At 61.9% G+C, this 18,101-nt stretch carries 22 protein-coding genes; 15 read left to right on the forward strand and 7 right to left on the reverse strand.

The window, feature by feature from the left end:
* The first annotated feature begins 151 nt into the window (after positions 1–151).
* From N554_RS0112440 to N554_RS0112465, 5 genes are all read left to right on the forward strand, one after another.
* Complete coding sequence (locus N554_RS0112440) at positions 152–1,537, forward strand: CmpA/NrtA family ABC transporter substrate-binding protein (RefSeq protein WP_029583762.1); 1,386 nt, start codon at positions 152–154, stop codon at positions 1,535–1,537.
* 162 nt (positions 1,538–1,699) lie between these two features.
* Positions 1,700–2,539, forward strand: coding sequence for a nitrate ABC transporter permease (ntrB, locus tag N554_RS0112445; RefSeq protein ID WP_029583763.1), 840 nt, complete (start codon positions 1,700–1,702; stop codon positions 2,537–2,539).
* A gap of 98 nt (positions 2,540–2,637) precedes the next feature.
* Positions 2,638–3,546, forward strand: coding sequence for an ABC transporter ATP-binding protein (locus N554_RS0112450; protein ID WP_029583764.1), 909 nt, complete (start codon positions 2,638–2,640; stop codon positions 3,544–3,546).
* Between the two features lie 21 nt (positions 3,547–3,567).
* Positions 3,568–4,056: a cyanase gene (gene cynS / locus N554_RS0112455; protein ID WP_051677467.1), complete on the forward strand. Its 489-nt coding sequence runs from the start codon at positions 3,568–3,570 to the stop codon at positions 4,054–4,056.
* A gap of 124 nt (positions 4,057–4,180) precedes the next feature.
* Positions 4,181–4,549, forward strand: a complete 369-nt coding sequence (locus tag N554_RS0112465; protein WP_029583766.1) for a hypothetical protein — start codon at positions 4,181–4,183, stop codon at positions 4,547–4,549.
* A 21-nt stretch (positions 4,550–4,570) separates the two neighbouring features.
* On the opposite strand, the gene N554_RS0112470 is transcribed toward N554_RS0112465, so the two are convergent.
* Positions 4,571–5,407: an isocitrate lyase/PEP mutase family protein gene (locus tag N554_RS0112470; RefSeq protein ID WP_029583767.1), complete on the reverse strand. Its 837-nt coding sequence runs from the start codon at positions 5,405–5,407 to the stop codon at positions 4,571–4,573.
* Positions 5,408–5,431: 24 nt separating this feature from the next.
* On the opposite strand from N554_RS0112470, the gene N554_RS41950 reads away from it, so the two are divergent.
* Positions 5,432–5,887, forward strand: coding sequence for a LysR family transcriptional regulator (locus tag N554_RS41950; RefSeq protein WP_245283584.1), 456 nt, complete (start codon positions 5,432–5,434; stop codon positions 5,885–5,887).
* The gene (locus N554_RS41955; protein WP_245283585.1) at positions 5,884–6,453 is read left to right on the forward strand and encodes a substrate-binding domain-containing protein; all 570 of its coding nucleotides are present in this window, start codon (positions 5,884–5,886) and stop codon (positions 6,451–6,453) included. The genes N554_RS41950 and N554_RS41955 overlap by 4 nt, the downstream gene beginning before the upstream one ends.
* 40 nt (positions 6,454–6,493) lie before the next feature.
* Here N554_RS41955 and N554_RS0112480 read toward each other — a convergent pair whose 3' ends face one another.
* A complete protein-coding gene (locus N554_RS0112480; RefSeq protein WP_029583768.1) occupies positions 6,494–6,817 on the reverse strand; it encodes a DUF1476 domain-containing protein in 324 nt (107 codons plus the stop codon).
* 334 nt (positions 6,818–7,151) lie between these two features.
* Here N554_RS0112480 and purC point away from each other — a divergent pair, with 334 nt between their 5' ends.
* From purC to purQ, 3 genes are read left to right on the forward strand one after another with little or no spacing between them, the layout of a single operon-like run.
* Positions 7,152–7,919 (forward strand): phosphoribosylaminoimidazolesuccinocarboxamide synthase, encoded by a 768-nt coding sequence (purC, locus tag N554_RS0112485; protein ID WP_011502167.1) that lies wholly within the window; start codon positions 7,152–7,154, stop codon positions 7,917–7,919.
* 8 nt (positions 7,920–7,927) lie between these two features.
* A complete protein-coding gene (gene purS / locus N554_RS0112490) occupies positions 7,928–8,170 on the forward strand; it encodes a phosphoribosylformylglycinamidine synthase subunit PurS (protein ID WP_029583770.1) in 243 nt (80 codons plus the stop codon).
* 13 nt (positions 8,171–8,183) lie between these two features.
* A complete protein-coding gene (gene purQ / locus N554_RS0112495) occupies positions 8,184–8,885 on the forward strand; it encodes a phosphoribosylformylglycinamidine synthase subunit PurQ (RefSeq protein ID WP_029583771.1) in 702 nt (233 codons plus the stop codon).
* Between the two features lie 3 nt (positions 8,886–8,888).
* Here purQ and N554_RS38250 read toward each other — a convergent pair whose 3' ends face one another.
* Positions 8,889–9,050: a hypothetical protein gene (locus N554_RS38250; protein WP_371259483.1), complete on the reverse strand. Its 162-nt coding sequence runs from the start codon at positions 9,048–9,050 to the stop codon at positions 8,889–8,891.
* 178 nt (positions 9,051–9,228) lie between these two features.
* Here N554_RS38250 and purL point away from each other — a divergent pair, with 178 nt between their 5' ends.
* Positions 9,229–11,433, forward strand: coding sequence for a phosphoribosylformylglycinamidine synthase subunit PurL (gene purL, locus N554_RS0112505; protein ID WP_029583772.1), 2,205 nt, complete (start codon positions 9,229–9,231; stop codon positions 11,431–11,433).
* A 112-nt stretch (positions 11,434–11,545) separates the two neighbouring features.
* Here the strand turns inward: purL and N554_RS0112510 are convergent, their stop codons facing one another.
* Positions 11,546–12,730, reverse strand: a complete 1,185-nt coding sequence (locus N554_RS0112510) for an acyltransferase family protein (protein ID WP_029583773.1) — start codon at positions 12,728–12,730, stop codon at positions 11,546–11,548.
* A gap of 177 nt (positions 12,731–12,907) precedes the next feature.
* Here N554_RS0112510 and N554_RS0112515 point away from each other — a divergent pair, with 177 nt between their 5' ends.
* Entirely contained in the window at positions 12,908–13,273 is a 366-nt protein-coding gene (locus N554_RS0112515) for a hypothetical protein (protein WP_029583774.1), read from the forward strand.
* Positions 13,274–13,424: 151 nt separating this feature from the next.
* Positions 13,425–13,598, forward strand: a complete 174-nt coding sequence (locus N554_RS38255) for a DUF1328 domain-containing protein (protein ID WP_029583775.1) — start codon at positions 13,425–13,427, stop codon at positions 13,596–13,598.
* Between the two features lie 129 nt (positions 13,599–13,727).
* Here the strand turns inward: N554_RS38255 and N554_RS0112525 are convergent, their stop codons facing one another.
* Complete coding sequence (locus N554_RS0112525; RefSeq protein WP_029583776.1) at positions 13,728–14,087, reverse strand: DUF427 domain-containing protein; 360 nt, start codon at positions 14,085–14,087, stop codon at positions 13,728–13,730.
* 184 nt (positions 14,088–14,271) lie between these two features.
* On the opposite strand from N554_RS0112525, the gene N554_RS0112530 reads away from it, so the two are divergent.
* Together N554_RS0112530 and N554_RS0112535 are read left to right on the forward strand one after the other, a co-directional pair.
* Positions 14,272–14,508, forward strand: a complete 237-nt coding sequence (locus tag N554_RS0112530; protein ID WP_024518049.1) for a BolA family protein — start codon at positions 14,272–14,274, stop codon at positions 14,506–14,508.
* A gap of 36 nt (positions 14,509–14,544) precedes the next feature.
* Entirely contained in the window at positions 14,545–15,750 is a 1,206-nt protein-coding gene (locus N554_RS0112535; RefSeq protein WP_029583777.1) for a low temperature requirement protein A, read from the forward strand.
* On the opposite strand, the gene egtD is transcribed toward N554_RS0112535, so the two are convergent.
* Together egtD and egtB are read right to left on the reverse strand one after the other, a co-directional pair.
* The gene (gene egtD / locus N554_RS0112540) at positions 15,726–16,697 is read right to left on the reverse strand and encodes an L-histidine N(alpha)-methyltransferase (protein ID WP_029583778.1); all 972 of its coding nucleotides are present in this window, start codon (positions 16,695–16,697) and stop codon (positions 15,726–15,728) included. The two genes, N554_RS0112535 and egtD, sit on opposite strands and share 25 nt — an antisense overlap.
* A 49-nt stretch (positions 16,698–16,746) precedes the next feature.
* A complete protein-coding gene (gene egtB / locus N554_RS0112545) occupies positions 16,747–18,000 on the reverse strand; it encodes an ergothioneine biosynthesis protein EgtB (protein WP_029583779.1) in 1,254 nt (417 codons plus the stop codon).
* Positions 18,001–18,101 lie beyond the last annotated feature (101 nt).

The following is an 18,101-nucleotide window of genomic DNA, read 5'->3' on the forward strand; positions in this document are numbered from 1 at the left end:
CGGCTGATTGGCGCCTCAGCGCAGCGCGGCCGACCAGCGGTTTTCGCGGGACTCGGGTGCAACCGCAACAAGCCGTGCGACTTTCTGTCAATGCCGTGCGTCATGGCACAGCGATTGCACTTTGGCGGTAGGCGCCGACAGGGAGCAATTGATGTCCACATTCGACAACCCGTTCGATCCCGACCGCAGACTTCGTTCGAGCGGCTGCAACTGCGGCCTGCATGTCAGCGAAGCCGAGCATCAGGCGGCCATGCGACTGCAGCCTCAGGCTTCGGTCGAGAGCGAGCAGAAGCGCTACGAGGGCGTGGTCGCTTCCGCCGTAATGCGGGCGATGTTTCCGCGCGATGTCGCGCGCCGCGCGTTCCTGAAATCGGTGGGGGCGGCAACCGCGGCCGCAGCGCTCTCGCAATTCTTCCCGCTGAAGACCGCCACCGAAGCATTTGCCGAAGGCGGTCCGCTGGAGAAAAAGGACCTCAAGGTCGGCTTCATCCCGATCACCTGCGCAACGCCGATCATCATGGCCGCGCCGATGGGCTTTTACGCCAAGAACGGATTGAACGTCGAAATCATCAAGACCGCGGGCTGGGCGGTCATTCGCGACAAGACCATCAACAAGGAATACGACGCGGCCCACATGCTGGCGCCGATGCCGCTCGCCATCACCATGGGCGCCGGCTCCAATCCGCTGCCCTACACCATGCCGGCGGTCGAGAACATCAACGGGCAGGCAATCACGCTCGCGGTCAAGCACAAGGACAAGCGCAACCCGAAGGACTGGAAGGGCTTCAAGTTCGCTGTGCCCTTTGACTACTCGATGCATAATTATCTGCTGCGCTATTATCTCGCCGAGCACGGCCTCGACCCAGATGTCGATGTGCAGATCCGCGCGGTGCCGCCGCCGGAAATGGTCGCTAATCTGCGCGCCGACAATATCGACGGCTTCTTGGGCCCCGATCCGATGAACCAGCGCGCGGTCTACGACGGCGTCGGCTTCATCCACATCCTGACCAAGGATATCTGGGAAGGGCATCCGTGTTGCGCGTTTGCGGCATCCAGGGAATTCGTCACGACAATGCCGAACACCTACGGCGCGCTGCTCAAGTCGATCATCGAGGCCACCGCGTTTGCGCACAAGGCTGAGAACCGCAAGCAGATCGCGGAAGCGATCGCGCCGGCGAATTACCTGAACCAGCCGCAGATCGTGCTCGAGCAGATTCTCACCGGCACGTTTGCGGATGGCTTGGGCAATATCGTTACGCAGCCGAAGCGCGTCGATTTCGATCCGTTTCCGTGGCAGTCGTTTGCGATCTGGATCATGACGCAGATGAAGCGCTGGGGTCAGATCAAGGGTGACATCGATTATGCCGGCATTGCTTCGCAAGTCTATCTCGCTACCGACGCCACCAGGCTGATGAAAGAGGCCGGGCTGACGCCGCCGACCACGACCACCAAGAGTTTTGCGGTGATGGGCAAAACCTTCGATCCCGGCAAGCCCGAGGACTATCTCAGCGGCTTCAAGATCAGGAAGGCGTCGTGAGGGTGATGCGCGAATATTCCGCTTGTCGTCCCGGCGAACGCCGGGACCCATACGCCGCGGCCTCTCGTTGCGGCATTGGGTTAGAGACCTTCTGCAAAGTGCAACACCGGGGGTTATGGGTCACGGCGTTCGCCGGGACGACGTGGTGAGAGGCCACACCGCATGACCTCCTCGCTTCGTTTTCGAGCGGCGATCGTGTCGATCGCACTGTTCCTTGCCTTTGTCGGCACCTGGCATATCGCGACGCGTGGCACCGGCGCTGTTGCCAGCATGTCGCCGGAATACGCCAAGCTGATGGGCCTGACCGCGACGCAAGGAAAGTCGGCAATGCCGGGGCCGCTCGATGTCGGCTCGAAATTGTGGGAGCATCTCAAGCGTCCGTTTTACGATAACGGTCCGAACGACAAGGGCCTTGGTATCCAGCTCGGCCATTCGATCGCGCGCGTCGGGCTCGGCTACTTTCTCGCGGTGATCGTCGCGATCCCGCTCGGCTTCCTGATCGGGATGTCGCCGCTGATAAACAAGGCGCTCGACCCGTTCATTCAAATCCTTAAACCGATCTCGCCGCTCGCCTGGATGCCGCTCGCGCTCTACACCATCAAGGATTCCGGGCTGTCGGCGATCTTCGTGATCTTCATCTGTTCGGTATGGCCGATGCTGCTCAATACCGCGTTCGGGGTCGCCGCCGTGCGCAAGGAATGGATCAACGTCGCGCGCACGCTAGAGGTCGGCACCGTCAGGCGCGCCTTCACGGTGATCCTGCCCGCGGCGGCGCCGACGATCCTCACCGGAATGCGGATCTCGATCGGCATCGCGTGGCTCGTGATCGTCGCCGCCGAGATGCTGGTCGGCGGCACCGGCATTGGTTACTTCGTCTGGAACGAGTGGAACAACCTCTCGATCACCAACGTCATCATCGCCATTCTGCTGATCGGAGTGGTCGGCATGCTGCTCGATCAGATTCTCGCGCGCTTCGCGCGCATGGTCACGTTTCCGGAGTGATGCGAGATGGCTTGCCCGAAAACCATTGTTTCACCTCGCCCCGCTTGCGGGGAGCCGGCGGGGCGAGGGGGCGCGCTTCCTTCGTTGGGGCAATAGCGATGATCGAAAAATTCATTTCCATCGAAGCTATTGCCAAGCGCTATCCAGGCGCCAATGGCGGCGAGATTGCGGTATTCGAAAATCTGTGGCTGTCGATGGCGCGGGGTGAATTCGGCTGCGTGATCGGCCATTCGGGCTGCGGCAAGACCACGGTGCTGAACATTCTCGCAGGCCTCGATCAGCCCAGCGAGGGCGCCGTGATCGTCGACGGACAAGCCATTGAAGGCACCAGCCTCGACCGCGCGGTGATCTTCCAGAGCCACGCGCTATTGCCGTGGCGCACGGTGCTCGGCAACGTCGCCTATGCCGTGACCTCGAAATGGCGGGACTGGGACCGCGCCAAGGTCAAGGCGCACGCGCAAACCTTCATCGATCTGGTGGGCTTGACCGGCGCCGAACACAAGCGTCCATCGGAACTTTCCGGCGGCATGAAGCAGCGCGTCGGCATTGCCCGCGCGCTCAGCATCACGCCGAAGATCATGCTGATGGATGAGCCGTTCTCGGCGCTCGACGCGCTGACGCGCGGCACGCTGCAGGACGAAGTGCGCCGCATCTGTCTGGAGACCGGGCAAACCGCGTTCATGATTACCCACGACGTGGATGAGGCGATCTATCTGGCCGACAAAATTTTCCTGATGACCAACGGCCCGGGTGCCGTGCTGGCCGAGATCGTCGAAAATCCGCTGCCCAAGGATCGCGGCCGCATCGATCTGCACCGCCATCCCTATTACTACGCGCTGCGCAACCACATCGTCGATTTCCTGGTCAGCCGCAGCAAGACCTTTACCGCCGAGAATCCCGGTCACGATCCGCGCAACGTGCTGGTGGCGCGCCCGGGTCTTGGCGAGCCCACCATCGTCCCGCTGCCCAAGGCGGTCGACAACTCCGCGCAAGCCATCGCGCGCTGATCTCAACAAGGGGAGACTGCAATGAAGCGATCCGACCTCACCGAAAAGCTGCTCGACATCAAGCGCGAGAACGGCTGGAGCTGGAAACACATCTGCGAAAAGATCGGCGGCTATTCCGAAGTCCTGATCGTCGGCGCCATTCTCGGCCAGATGAAGCTGACAAAACCGCAGGCCGCGAACGCCGGCGAACTGTTCGGACTTTCAAAATCCGAAACCGCGATGCTGAACGAGGTGCCGATGCGCGGCGACGGCACGCCGATGCCGCCGACCGATCCCCTGATCTACCGGTTCTACGAAATGGTGATGGTCAACGGTCCGGCGTGGAAGGCGCTGATCGAGGAAGAGTTCGGCGACGGCATCATGTCGGCGATCGATTTCGACATGGCCATGGAGCGCATCGCCAATCCCAGGGGCGACCGGGTCAAGATCACGATGTCGGGCAAGTTCCTGCCTTACAAATATTACGGCGCCATCGGCAACGTGCCGGAATATGGCTTCAAGGAGGAGTGAAAACGCGGCCTTTCTCGGTTAACGGGATGTTTAGCGAAACACGCGCTTCTCCGAGCGACCGTTCGTCAATTTGCAATCCGGGATTGATAGGAGCAGCCAGCCCATCAATCCCGGAGCGTTTTTCATGACATCGTCAAGATTTGCATTTGCCGTTGGTGTGCTCGTGCTGCTGTCGGCGCCGGCGTCAGCGCAAACCGCCGGCCAGGCCAATGCATTGCGTCAGGACGCTCCGGTGCGGTTCCAGAGCTCGATCAGTTTCTTTGTGCCCGGTCCGAGCGGCGACGGCGAGGAGGCCCAGCGGCTCCGCGACAAGGCCCGTCGCGCCGTCTACGAAATGGCTGCCCGCGAATGCGACCTCGTCCGTGAGATCATCGCCAGGGAATGCCGAATGGAGACGGTGAACATCAACATCGGCCGCCAATCCTACGGATCGCACCAACCGGAAGGCTATACCGTCAACGGCTCGATGAACTTGCAGGTCTTCCTCAAATAAGGGCCTGTCGGAACGAAGCGTCTACGTGGCGGTCCTGTTCGCGGGGGCCGCAAACGCCTGCCGCACTTCCTTGACCGGCGCCATGTCGCGGACATAGGTGAAGGCGCCATTGTCCTTCATCTCGCGCGCGCAGCGCAGGAAGGCCGCCAACGCCACGCGCGCCATCGCGCCGCCGACGCTGATGCGTTTCACGCCGGCTGCTGAGAGCCGATCGAGCGTCAGCGTCGGGTCGGCAAAACCCATCACCAGGTTGAAGGGTTTCTTGACCGAAGCGACCACCATCTTGATCGTGGCGAGGTCGTGCACGCCGGGCGAATAGAGAACGTCGGCGCCGGCGGCCTCGAAGGCCTGCAGCCGCTTGATGGTGTCGTCGAGATCGTTGCGGCCATGCAGCAGATTTTCCGCGCGCGCCGTCAGCATGAACGGGAAGGGCAGGGAGCGGGCGACCTCGACCGCCGCCTGCACGCGCTCCACCGCAAGCGCGAAATCGTAAATTGGCTTGCGCGGGTCGCCCGTGAAATCCTCGATCGATCCGCCAACGGCGCCGGCCTCGGCGGCGAGCCTGATCGTCTGCGCCGCCTGCTTCGGATCATCAGCGCCGCAATTCTCGAGATCGGCGTTTACCGGCAGGTCGGTTGCAGCTGAAATCGTCCTGCAATTCTCTATGATGGCGTCGCGGCTCACCGTCGCGCTGCCCAGCGTATTGGCGAGCCCAAGGCTCGTCGTTGCCAGCGCTTCAAATCCCATCGCGGCGAGCAGCTTTGCGGTGCCGGCGTCCCAGGGATTGGGGATGATGAAGGCTCCCGGCCGCTCATGCAGTTCGCGGAACAGTTTTGCTTTTTCCATCTGGCTGCGCATGTCGGCTCCTGCTGGCAAGTGAACGTGAAATCCTCGTCGCACGTACAGCTACTGCTCTTCCAGTCATCCGCCAAATTTGTTATTTCTTCCTCATCCATCAGTTTTTTGCATGGGATGAAAATGGACAGCGATGCCCTCAACACGTTCCTGATGGTTTTTCAGCGCGGCGGCATCTCGAACGCGGCAAAGGCGCTGCATCGGACGCAGCCGGCGATCTCGCGGCGCATTGCCCTCCTGGAGCAGGAGCTCGGCATGCCCCTGTTCGAGCGGGTCGCCGGCCGCACTGTGCTGAGCGATGCGGGGCGGGTGATGGTGCCCTACGCCGAGCGCGCGGTGGCGGCGACGCAGGATGCTGAGAATGCGGTGAAGGCGCTGGCGCGGCCGGATTCAGGGCCGGTGGCGCTCGCGGTGGTCGGCACGCTCGCGGGTAGCCAACTCGCACGCATCATCAAGCGTTTGCGAGGGAGCATCCGAACGTGAACGTGACGCTGCGCACGGCGACCAGCGCCGAGGTCAGCGAGCTGATCCGGCGCGGCGAGGCGACGATCGGATTGCGTTATCACCGCGACCCGTCGCCTGATCTGGATTGCGAGCTGCTGTTTTCCGAACGGCTTCAGGTGGTGTGCGCGCCGGATCACCGGCGTGCCGGCCGCCGCGTCAAGAGACTGGCCGACCTGCGCGGCGAGCGCTGGATCGCCTTTCCCCTGGTGCCGGGCAGGCCGGAGATCACCGCTTCGCATGTGTTCGCGCTGTTCCAGACGCATGGATTTGGCGAGGTCGCCTGGACCCCGGTCGACAGTCTGACCGCGCAAAAACGCTTGGTCGAGGCCGGTCTCGGCATTGCGTTGCTGTCACAAAGCAACGCCGCGGATGAACTAAAATCCGCCGCGCTGCAAACCATCGCTGTCGGCGATCTCACCGCGAGCCAGGATGTCGTGGCGGTGACGCGGCGCGGCGGGTTTTTGAGCGCAGCCTCGCGCCGTCTGCTGGATATTTTTCGCGCGCGTTTCCGCGGGACGGCACGGCGAATGGCGAATGGCGAATAGAAATTCCCAATTCGCTATTCGCCACTCCCTATTCGCACGCTTACATCCCAGCCTTCACCTGTATAGCCGCCGTCGCCATCAGCTCGTCCATCTTGGCGCGGATCTGGGCCTCGGTGATCGCAACACCCTTGGCGGTCAGATCGCCAAAAACTTTGCGCAGCACGTCGCTGTCGCCGGCTTCCTCAAAATCGGCCGAGACTACTTCCTTGGCATAGGCGGTGGCCGCATCGCCGGTAATGCCCAGTTGCTCAGCGGCCCACTGGCCCAGCAGCCGGTTGCGGCGGACTTCGGCCTTGAATTTCTGCTCCTCGTCGAGGGCGAACTTCTTCTCGAAGCCTTGCTCGCGCTTGTCGAATTGCGTCATGTCGTGGGGTTCCAATCCTGCCAATCGGTGAAGGCGGCCCTCGTTGCGGCAGCCCGGTCGCGCGCCTACATAAGCGGGCGATTCCGGCAGAACAACGAGCCTTTAAGCCGCAGCTAAATAGGCGGAATCGGGCCTTGAATCGAGCCCGGTATAACTAGGCCCGAAGGAGCCGGATCGATTGTGCTTGCCAGCCCAATCGGATAGGTTGTCAACAGGCCCGGTTCTCGTTCTGTTTCCCGTTCCTGGCCTTCACGGCAGCTCCGTCGTGGGTCCTAATCCTTGTCATCCGGAGCACACCAAATTCATGGATTTCAACAACACACGGTACATCCCAATGAGCCGTCGACGCCGCATTTATGAAGGCAAGGCCAAGGTTCTTTACGAAGGACCGGAACCGGGAACCCTGATCCAGCACTTCAAAGACGACGCGACCGCCTTCAATGCCAAGAAACACCAGGTGATCGAGGGCAAAGGCGTCCTCAACAACCGGATTTCGGAGTACCTGTTTCAGCACCTCAACGACATCGGGGTGCCGACCCATTTCATCCGCCGCCTCAACATGCGCGAGCAACTGATTCGCGAGGTCGAGATCGTGCCGCTCGAGGTGGTGGTGCGTAATGTGGCGGCGGGATCGCTGTCGCAGCGCCTCGGCATCGAGGAAGGTACGCAGCTGCCGCGCTCGATCATCGAATTTTACTACAAGAACGACCAGCTCAACGACCCCATGGTCTCCGAGGAGCACATCACGGCGTTCGGTTGGGCGACGCCGCAGGAAATCGACGACATCATGGCGTTGGCGATACGCGTCAACGACTTCCTGACCGGGCTGTTCCTGGGCATCGGCATCCGTCTGGTCGATTTCAAGATGGAATGCGGCCGCCTGTTCGAAAACGAGATGATGCGAATCATCGTCGCCGACGAGATCTCCCCTGATTCGTGTCGGCTGTGGGATATCAAGTCGAACGAGAAGCTCGACAAGGACCGTTTTCGCAGGGATCTCGGCGGCCTGCTGGAGGCCTACACCGAAGTCGCCAAGCGATTGGGTATCCTGATGGAGAACGAGCGGCCCGTCGGCTCGGGCCCTGTGCTGGTGAAGGGCTGAGGTTATCCGTGAAAGCGCGCGTTACCGTCACTCTCAAATCCGGCATTCTCGATCCGCAGGGCAAGGCCATCGAAGGGGCCCTGAAATCGCTTGGCGTCGATGGCATCGCCAGCGTACGCCAGGGCAAGGTGTTCGATATCGAAATCGCCGGCTCCGACACGGCCAAGGCCGAGACGGCGCTGAAAGACGCGGCCGACAAGCTGCTGGCGAACACCGTGATCGAGAATTACCGGGTTGAGGTTCTGGGATAGGCACCGCCCGCTGATGAAATCCGCCGTTCTCGTCTTTCCCGGAATCAATCGCGAACGCGACATGGCGCGCGCGCTCAAGCTGGCGTCTGGTCATGCGCCCGCGATGGTGTGGCATGCCGAGACCTCGCTACCCAAGGGCACTGACCTCGTGGTGGTGCCCGGCGGATTTTCCTACGGCGATTATCTGCGCTGCGGCGCCATCGCCGCGCGCTCGCCGGTGATGGATGCGGTGCGCGGCTTTGCCAGCGATGGCGGCCTTGTGCTCGGCGTCTGCAACGGTTTTCAAATTCTGTGCGAGGCCGGCCTGTTGCCCGGCGTTCTCATGCGCAACGCGCGGCTGAAATTCATCTGCCGCGACGTGCATCTGCGGGTCGAACGATCGGATACGCCGTTCACGCGCGGCTACAATGCCGGACAAATCATTCGCGTGCCGGTCGCCCATGGCGAGGGCAATTACGAGGCTGACGAAGAAACCCTGAAGCGGCTGGAGGGCGAGGGGCGGGTGCTCTATCGCTATTGCTCCGCCGAGGGCATCATCGACGAGAATTCCAACATCAACGGCGCGGCGCAATCGATCGCCGGCATCGTCAATGAGCGTGGCAACGTGCTCGGCATGATGCCGCATCCGGAAAACCACGTCGAAGACATCATGGGCTGCACCGACGGCCGCGGCCTGTTCGCAGGGCTCGTGGCGCATCTGGAACGCGCGGCGTAAGCGCTATCCGGCGTCGTTGCTCGCGACCGGCAGCGTTCGCCGCTTCACCCGCCTGATCGTGGTCGAAAAAGTGAACTGCGCACGGCCTTCGGATTTCAGCACGCCGCGCAAAAAGATCATCGAGCCTCCCGCCCGCATGATTTCGCCTGTGGTCAGGTCGTGCACGCGCTATGGCCTTGGTTTGAGAGTTTCAGCCCTTAAATTCGATCCATGCCCGATGTGCAAACCCCCGAGACGCATCGGGCACCCGCAAAGCTATGGACAGCCGGAAATTGCGCCATAAAAGGCCTTTTCCGCCTCTCTCGATCTCCTTAATAAGGGACCTTAATCGCGCAAGAGCCTCATGAACCAGCCGCAAATCACCCCCGAACTCGTCGCCAGCCATGGCCTGAAGCCGGACGAATACGAGCGCATTCTCAAGCTGATCGGCCGGGTGCCGAGTTTCACGGAGCTTGGGATCTTCTCGGCAATGTGGAACGAGCACTGCTCGTACAAATCCTCGCGGCTGCATCTGCGGGGGTTGCCGACCAAGGCGCCGTGGGTCATTCAAGGCCCGGGCGAGAACGCCGGCGTCATCGACATCGGCGACGGGCAGGCGGTGGTGTTCAAGATGGAGAGCCACAACCATCCGAGCTACATCGAGCCTTACCAGGGCGCGACCACCGGCGTCGGCGGCATTCTGCGCGACGTTTTTACGATGGGCGCGCGGCCGATCGCCTGCCTCAATGCGCTGAGCTTCGGCGCACCGGAGCACCCCAAGACGCGGCATCTGGTTTCGGGCGTCGTCGCCGGCGTCGGCGGCTACGGCAATTCGTTTGGCGTGCCGACCGTCGGCGGACAGGTGCGTTTCCATACCCGCTATGACGGCAACATTCTGGTCAATGCGATGGCGGTCGGCCTCGCCGACACCGACAAGATTTTCTACGCGGCGGCCTCCGGCGTGAACATGCCGATCGTCTATCTCGGCTCCAAAACCGGGCGCGACGGCATTCACGGCGCCTCGATGGCGTCGGCCGAATTCGACGACGATTCGGCCGAGAAGCGCCCGACCGTGCAGGTCGGCGATCCCTTCGCCGAAAAACTGCTGCTGGAAGCCTGCCTGGAAATCATGGAAGCCGATTGCGTGATCGCGATCCAGGATATGGGCGCGGCGGGTCTGACCTGCTCGGCGGTCGAGATGGGCGCCAAGGGCGATCTCGGGGTCGATCTCGATCTCGATGCGGTGCCGACGCGCGAAACCGGCATGAGCGCCTACGAGATGATGCTGTCGGAAAGCCAGGAGCGCATGCTCATGGTGCTGAAACCTGAGAAAGAAAAACAGGCCGAGGCGATCTTCCGCAAATGGGGGCTCGATTTCGCCGTCGTCGGTTACACCACGCCGAGCAAGCGCTTCGTGGTGAAGCATGGCGGCGACGTCATGGCCGACCTGCCGATCAAGGAATTGGGCGACGAGGCGCCGCTGTACGACCGGCCGCATGTGCCGTCGCCATCGCTCCCGGTGATCCATGCGCGCGACGTGGAGCCGCCGATCGGAATCATGCCGGCGCTGGAAAGGCTGATCGCGACGCCGGAGCTGTGCTCGAAGCGTTGGGTATGGGAGCAATACGATCACGTCATTTTGGGAAATACCGTGCAGCGTCCCGGCGGCGACGCGGCCGTGGTGCGGGTGCAGGACGGACCGAAGGGGCTCGCGCTCACCGTCGATGTGACGCCGCGCTACTGCGAGGCCGACCCGTTCGAGGGTGGCAAGCAGGCGGTGGCGGAAGCCTGGCGCAATATCACGGCAGTCGGCGGGCGGCCGCTCGCCATCACCGACAACCTCAATTTCGGCAATCCGGAGCGGCCTGAGATCATGGGCCAGTTCGTCGGCTGCCTGAAGGGCATCGCGGAGGCCTGCCGCGTGCTCGACTTCCCCGTCGTGTCCGGCAACGTCTCGCTCTACAACGAGACCAACGGCCGCGGCATCCTGCCGACGCCCTCGATCGGCGGCGTCGGACTCCTGGATGATTTCACCAAATCGGCGACGCTGGCGTTCAAGGCCGAGGGCGAGGCGATCCTGCTGATCGGCGAAACCCATGGCTGGCTCGGACAGTCCGTTTACTTGCGCGACATCTGCGGCCGCGAAGAGGGCGCGCCGCCGCCGGTCGATCTCGCGGCCGAAAAGCGCAACGGCTGCGTGGTTCGCGGCATGATCCACGCCGGCACGGCGACTGCGGCGCATGATGTGTCCGACGGCGGTCTGTTGATTGCGTTGGCGGAGATGGCAATGGCCGGCGGGATCGGCACACAGCTATTGGCGGCTCCGGCATCGATTGTGCCGCACGCCTATTGGTTCGGCGAAGATCAGGCGCGCTACATCGTCACGGTGCCTGCGGAGCAGGCCGGTCGCGTGTTGGCGAAAATGAAGGGCGCCGGTGTCCCATGTGTCCGCATCGGCACCACCGGCAGTGACTCCATCGCCATCGCGAGCGAGACGCCGGTTTCGGTTGCCTCGCTCAAGAGCGGCTTCGAAAGCTGGTTTCCGGCCTACATGAACGCCAAGGTCTAACAACGTCATTGCGAGGAGCGCTTGCGGCGAAGCAATCCAGCTTTCTTTGCACAAGGAAGCTGGATTGCTTCGCTTCGCTCGCAATGACGATGAGAGAGCTACCTCTGTCCTCTCACAGCACCCGCTTCGCCCCCGGAATCTGCCGCAGCGCGCGCGTCAGCCCCCAGCTGAACGCGACCGTCAGCACGAATACGATGGGTGCTTTCACGGTCGCCGGCAGATTGAAGTCGAACAGCCAGTACTGCAGCCACAGCGCGATTGGGTAGTGCACCAAGAACATGCCGTAGGCATCAGCCTGCATCGGATCGAGTACACTCCTGCCTGAGTAGGCGAACCGCAGGAAGTAGGCCAGGATCAGAAACATGACGGCCACGCTGAAGACCGTGAAGCAGACGGCGTAGAGCCCCTCATACCAATCCGGCAAGTCCGCCGGATTGCCCAGTATTTCGCGCTTGATCGAGATCAGCACCCACATGAGGTAATACGGAACGAGCGCCAGCACCAACCAATCCCAGCTGACCTTCGCCATCCGGCCGTCCGCCGCCAACAGCCCGCGATCCAGATACTGGACGCCAATACCGGCGCCGAAAAAGAAGTAGGTGGCGTAGAGCATCACGCGCCCGTGCTGGACCGAGAACGGCCCGAACTCGAACCAACTGCCGGCTCCGAAGTGAATCCGCCCGGGAATGTAGAACGCAGCGGTGACGGCAAGCATGACCGCGAAGAACACTGCCGGCCGACGGCGACCGTACAGCGAGAGGCGATTGATCGGATCGAGCATGTTGGGTGACAGCCGATACAGCAGGCAGGCAACCATATCGAAGGCGAGCAAGACCCAAAGGAACCAGATCGGTCCGCTCGGCCAGGGCCCGACAGTGATGGTTTTCCACCAGTATTCCGAAAAGCCGATCTCGGGATGGTGCCGCAGGGAGATGGCGTAATAGGCGAGCGGAATGACCGTGAACGCGCAGATCACGAATGGCAGGCCAAGCCGAAGCAGGCGGTCCGACAAATAGTTGAGCGGCCCCTTCCGGGCGATGCCCGGCCAGACGAACAGGCCCGACAGGAAAAAGAACATCGCCATGAAGAAACTGTCGGTGGCCAGCACGATCATGTCGAAGCCGAAGAATGACGTCGGATCGGTGTGACCGTAATATGTATAGGGGATGACGGCGTGGTGCAGCAGCACCACCAGCGTCAGGAAGGTGCGGGCGCGGTCGAGCGAAGGATTGCGCGTCTTGGCCTTTGGTGCCGCTCTCGTCTCGGCCGACGTCAATGTGGTGGAAATCGTCGTCATGAGCGCGCCCCGGCAGGGTAGTCATTTTTCTGTCCGATGTTGCCGCCGGGAACCCGATTCAGCAAGGACCAATCTCACGCGATGAAACATCAATGTGATCCGGGCCCGCGGTGCACCGCGGGAACGGCGGGAGTCGGGGATCGTTGACGGGACGCTTCCAGAAACCGGAGTTCTACTATGCGACACAAACTGCATCTTTCGGCGCTCGTTGCGATCTCCTTGATCGGCGCAACCACATCCGTATTCGCGCAAGGTACCACGGGTGCGCCAGTCGGGACCGTACCCGGCACCGGCGGCATGCCTCCGGTCGGCGCCACTCCGACAAATCCCGGCTCGGCCGGCATATCGTCCGCTCCCGGCGGTCCATCGACCACCACCACCGGCATGGGCACAGGTACGAGCACGAACCTGAACACCGGCGTCAATCAGCCGGGCGTTCCCAAGACTTCTACGCCGGATATAACCGGCACCGGGGCCTCTCCAAGCGGCCTGCCGGGCGACGATCCGGCGCATCCGGATTTCCCGGGCAAAGTCGGGCAGTAGTCCAACTCACGCGATATGTACGGGCGATACACCGTTGTCTCTGAACGGTTACGGGAACTAGTGCCAACGCTTGAAGTTAGATCAGCGATTTCGCACGGGCCGCGGATTCCGCGGCCCAAAGCTTATGAGTTGAAGCTTTGAGGAGCGGGCGATGACAATTCTGAAATGGGCGCTGGTCTTCTTTCTGGTATCGATCGTCGCCGGCGTCCTTGGCTTCACCGACATCTCGGCCGCATCGGCGGACGTCGCCCGCTTCCTGTTCTACGTCTTTGTCGTGATCTTTTTGGTCCTGCTGATCCTCGGTCTCACCATCTTTAGAGCGTGAGGCGGTAAACAGGCCTTTTCGTCATTGCGCAGCGACGAGCAACCCAGCCTTGCTTTGTGGCTCCGGATTGCGTCGGTTGGGCCCGCATGACGTTCTAAATGGCTAAATGAGTAGGTCCGCGTCAAACTCTTAAGCCACCTGCTCGATGGTGACCTGGTCCGGGTAGAATGCCAGATAGCCGGTGATTTCCGTCATCGCCGGGAACGGCGTCTCATAGGTCCAGATCGAATTTTCGATGGTTTTGCCATCGGCAACGATACTGAAATAACTCGCGTCTCCCTTGTAGGGGCAATGCGTCACCCGGTCGGTGCGCGCCAGCAGCGCCATATTGGCGTCCTTGCGCGGCACGTATTGCACGGCCGGATAGGTCGCTTCCTTTAGCGTCAGAGCATCTGTGGTGTCGGCGATGACGACGCCGCCAGCGGAGACGCGGACGCGCTTCGGGTTCGCGGTAATGGTGATCGGGTGGTCGGGACCGGGGAGTTTCATGGTCGTCAGCCTCTTTCGGTCAGGCCGTTGTGATCGCGCGACGCGACCCCAGCGGCTTGGCAAGGATCGGATGGAGAATATAGTGCGAAAGACGTGACGTAGAAGGGTCTCCACGCTAGGTTCGGGTGTACCCGCGGCCGTCCCCGGCCGCGATTCGAGACGCCGGAATGGGAGAAATGCTGGGATGCCGATGGACGCCCGCGATATCGAGTCGATGATCAAGGCGGCTATACCCGACGCGGAGGTGACGATCCGCGATCTGGCCGGCGACGGCGACCACTATGCGGCGACCGTGATCTCGGAGTCGTTCCGCGGCAAGTCCCGCGTCCAGCAGCACCAGATCGTCTATCAATCGCTGCGAGGCCAAATGGGCGGCGTGCTGCACGCGCTGGCGCTGCAAACCGGGGTGCCGGAGGGCTAGCCAGGTTTTAGCCAGGTTTCAGCGGGGTAGGGCGCCATGGCGGGCGACAAAAAACGCGGCGCACTGTTTCGTCAATTTGGGCCGCATCAGCAAAGCCGCGTCACCTACGCCGAACTGTTCTTCGATCTGGTGTTCGTTTTCGCGGTCACGCAGATATCGCACACGCTGCTCCACAACTTTACCCCGCTCGGCGCGTTGCAGACCACGCTGCTGTTCCTGGCGGTCTGGTGGGTGTGGGTTTACACCTCCTGGATTACCAACTGGCTCAATCCCGAGCTGACGCCGGTCCGGGTTCTGCTGTTTCTGCTGATGCTCGGCGGGCTCGTGCTCTCTACCTCGATTCCAAAAGCCTTCGAAACGAGGGGGCTTTGGTTCGCCCTTGCCTACGCCGCGATGCAGGTCGGCCGGACGGCCTTCCTCCTGGCATCGGTTCCGCGCACGCGGCCTTCGACCCGTATGAATGCGATCCGTACCCTGGCATGGCTGTCCGTATCGGCGGTGTTCTGGATCTTGGGGGGCTTTGCGGAAGGACAGTCGCGGTTGCTGCTGTGGGCTGTGGCGCTGGGAATTGAATACCTGTCGGCGGCGGTGCGGTTCTGGATCCCGAAATACGGCGCGTCCTCGATCGAGGACTGGACCGTCGAAGGCGGTCATATGGCGGAACGCGCTGCGCTGTTCGTCATCATCGCACTCGGCGAATCCATTGTCGTGACAGGTGCGACATTTTCGGATCTGGTCTGGACCGGAGAAACCGTGAGCGCCTTTGTGTCGGTCTTTATCGGCAGCCTTGTGATGTGGTGGATCTATTTCCATGTCGGCGCGGAAGCGGGCTCCGAACAGATTTCAAGATCGAGCGAGCCGGGGCGATTAGCGAGGCTGGCCTATACCTATCTGCATCTGCCGATCGTAGCGGGCATCATTCTCTCGGCGGTCGCCGATGAACTCGTGCTGAAACATCCGACAGGCCATTCCGACCTGAAGACGGTGCTGAGCGCGATTGGCGGACCCTTGCTGTTCCTGCTCGGAACGATCCTCTTCAAGCACATCATTCGCGGCTGGCTTCAACTTTCGCACCTAACCGGCATCGTCGCACTCGGCATATTGGCCTGGTTCGCCGGCGGGCTATCGCCGTTGATGCTCTCGATCCTGACCAATGCGATCATGATCATTGTCGCAGCCTGGGAATCGATCTCGCTGAAGACGGGTGCTGGCCGCACTCAACCCGAGGTCACCAGCGCATGAACCGAGAACATACCGGCTGGATCGGTCCACGACGTGCGCGGCTTCCAGCCCGAGACGCGCGCCAGCGCCGCAAAACGCTCGAGGCTGTATTTGTAGCTGTTCTCGGTGTGGATGGTTTCGCCGGCGCGGAATGAGAAGCTCGTGCCCAGCATGCGCACGGTCTGCGTCTTCTTGCTGATCAGGTGCATTTCGATGCGATGGCGCTCGCGGTTATAGATCGCGCGATGCGTGAAGGCGGAGAGCTCGAAATTGCCGCCGAGTTCGCGATTGATTCGCGCCAGCACATTGAGATTGAAGCGCGCGGTAACGCCCGCTGAGTCGTTATAGGCGTCGTGCAGCACGCGCTCATCCTTCTCCAGATCGACGCCAATGATCATCTGTGCGCCGCGGCCCAGAATGCTGCGGGCGCTGCGCAGGAAGGCGCAAGCCTCATGCGGTTCGAAATTGCCGAGCGTCGAGCCCGGGAAGAACCCGACCTTCGGCATATCGGCGATGGCGCCCGGCAAAGCGAACGGCGCGGTGAAGTCCGCCGCTACCGGATAGATGTGGAGCGAAGGGAAATCCTTGCCCAGGCCATCGGCCTGGGCATTGAGGAAATCGCCGGAAATATCCACGGGCACATACGCGCCGAAATCGCAGTTCTTCAACAACAAGCGGACCTTGGTGGTCGCGCCGGCGCCGAACTCCACCAGCGCCGCGCCCTTCGCGATGATCGAAGCGATCTCGGTGCCCCGGTCGCGCAGGATCGAGAGTTCGGTGCGCGTCGGGTAATATTCCGGTAGCCGTGTGATGGCTTCGAACAATTCCGAGCCCGTCGCGTCATAAAAATACTTCGGCGACAGGCGCTTGGGATGCTGCGACAGGTCGTCGATCGCATCGCGGGCGAATGCCGAGGTCTGTTCATCAGGAAGATGCGCGTCGGCCAAAGCGGTGGCATGCACGTTCATATGATACTCTCCAAAGCACGCTTTCCGGCGCGCCGTCATCGGATGGAAATCAGGCGTAGTTGGCCAGGCGCAGTCCCGTGAATTGCCAGCGATGATAGGGATAAAAGAAGTTGCGATAGGTGATACGGCTATGTCCGGCAGGGGTTGCAAGCGAAGAGCCGCGCAGCACCAGCTGGTTGACCATGAACTTGCCGTTGTATTCGCCGAGCGCGCCCTCGATGGCCCGGTAACCGGGATAGGGGGCGTAGGCGCTGCGGGTCCATTGCCACACGATCCCGAACGCGTCATTAAGATGGCCGGCCCGCCCGGCGACCTCCCACTCCATTTCGGTCGGCAAATGTTTGCCGCTCCAGCGCGCGAACGCCTCCGCCTCGTAATAGCTGACGTGACAGACCGGCGCGGCCGGATCGACCGGCTTCAAGCCGCCGAGCGTCATGACCTGCCATTCGCCGTCGATCTCGCGCCAGTAGCCCGGCGCCTGCCATTGCTCATTGCTCACGACCGCGAAGCCGTCCATCAGCCAGAGCGTCGGCGTGGAGTAGCCGCCGTCTTTCATGAAAGCGAGCCACTCGGCATTGGTGACGAGATTGCGCGCTAGCTTGACCGGGCCGACCAGCGCGCGATGCGCGGGCTTCTCATTGTCGAAATGGAAAGTTTCCCCCGCATGCCCGATGCTGTGGATGCCCTCGTTGAGCGTGAGCCAATCGTCGCCGGCATGTGTTGAAGCGGGAAACTTCCACGCAGGGTCGTAAGCCGGCGGTATCGGGTTTTGCGCAAAGGCGTGCAGGATGTCGGTCAGCATCAATTCCTGATGCTGCTGTTCGTGATTGAGACCGACTTCCACCAGCGGCGCGATCGCCGCCAGCGTGTCTTCCCCCGCCTCATGAAAGAACTTCACCACGGCGGCATCGACATGTCGACGATAGGCGGTGATTTCGTCGGCGCCGGGACGGGTCAGGTGGCCGCGCTGATGACGGGCATGCCGCGGTCCGGCGCTGACGTAGTAGGAATTGAACAGAAACGCATAATCGGGATGAAACGCCTTGTATCCCACGCAGTGTTCGCCGAGCAGGAATTGCTCGAAGAACCAGGTGGTATGGGCGCGGTGCCATTTCGCCGGGCTGGCGTCCGGCATCGACTGGATCAGCTGATCCTCCGGTGTCAGCGGGGCGGCCCGCCGCTCGGTCTCGTTTCGGACCGCGATGAAGGCTTCCACCAAATCCTGGGCGAGGTCGCCGGACTCGGAGAATAATGACGGGCAAGGGGCGGCAAGCGTGGCCACAGCGGATGCTGGTTTCGTCACGATGATCTCCGGTCAGGGGGAGAGAAACGTTGCTTTGGCAGATGGGTTCCCCGGGAATAGCCTGTCCTAGATAGGGGCTCCGATGCGGGAAAAAAGCCTCT

Origin of the sequence: Bradyrhizobium sp. URHD0069 (genome assembly GCF_000701345.1) — a bacterium.
GTDB lineage: Bacteria > Pseudomonadota > Alphaproteobacteria > Rhizobiales > Xanthobacteraceae > Bradyrhizobium.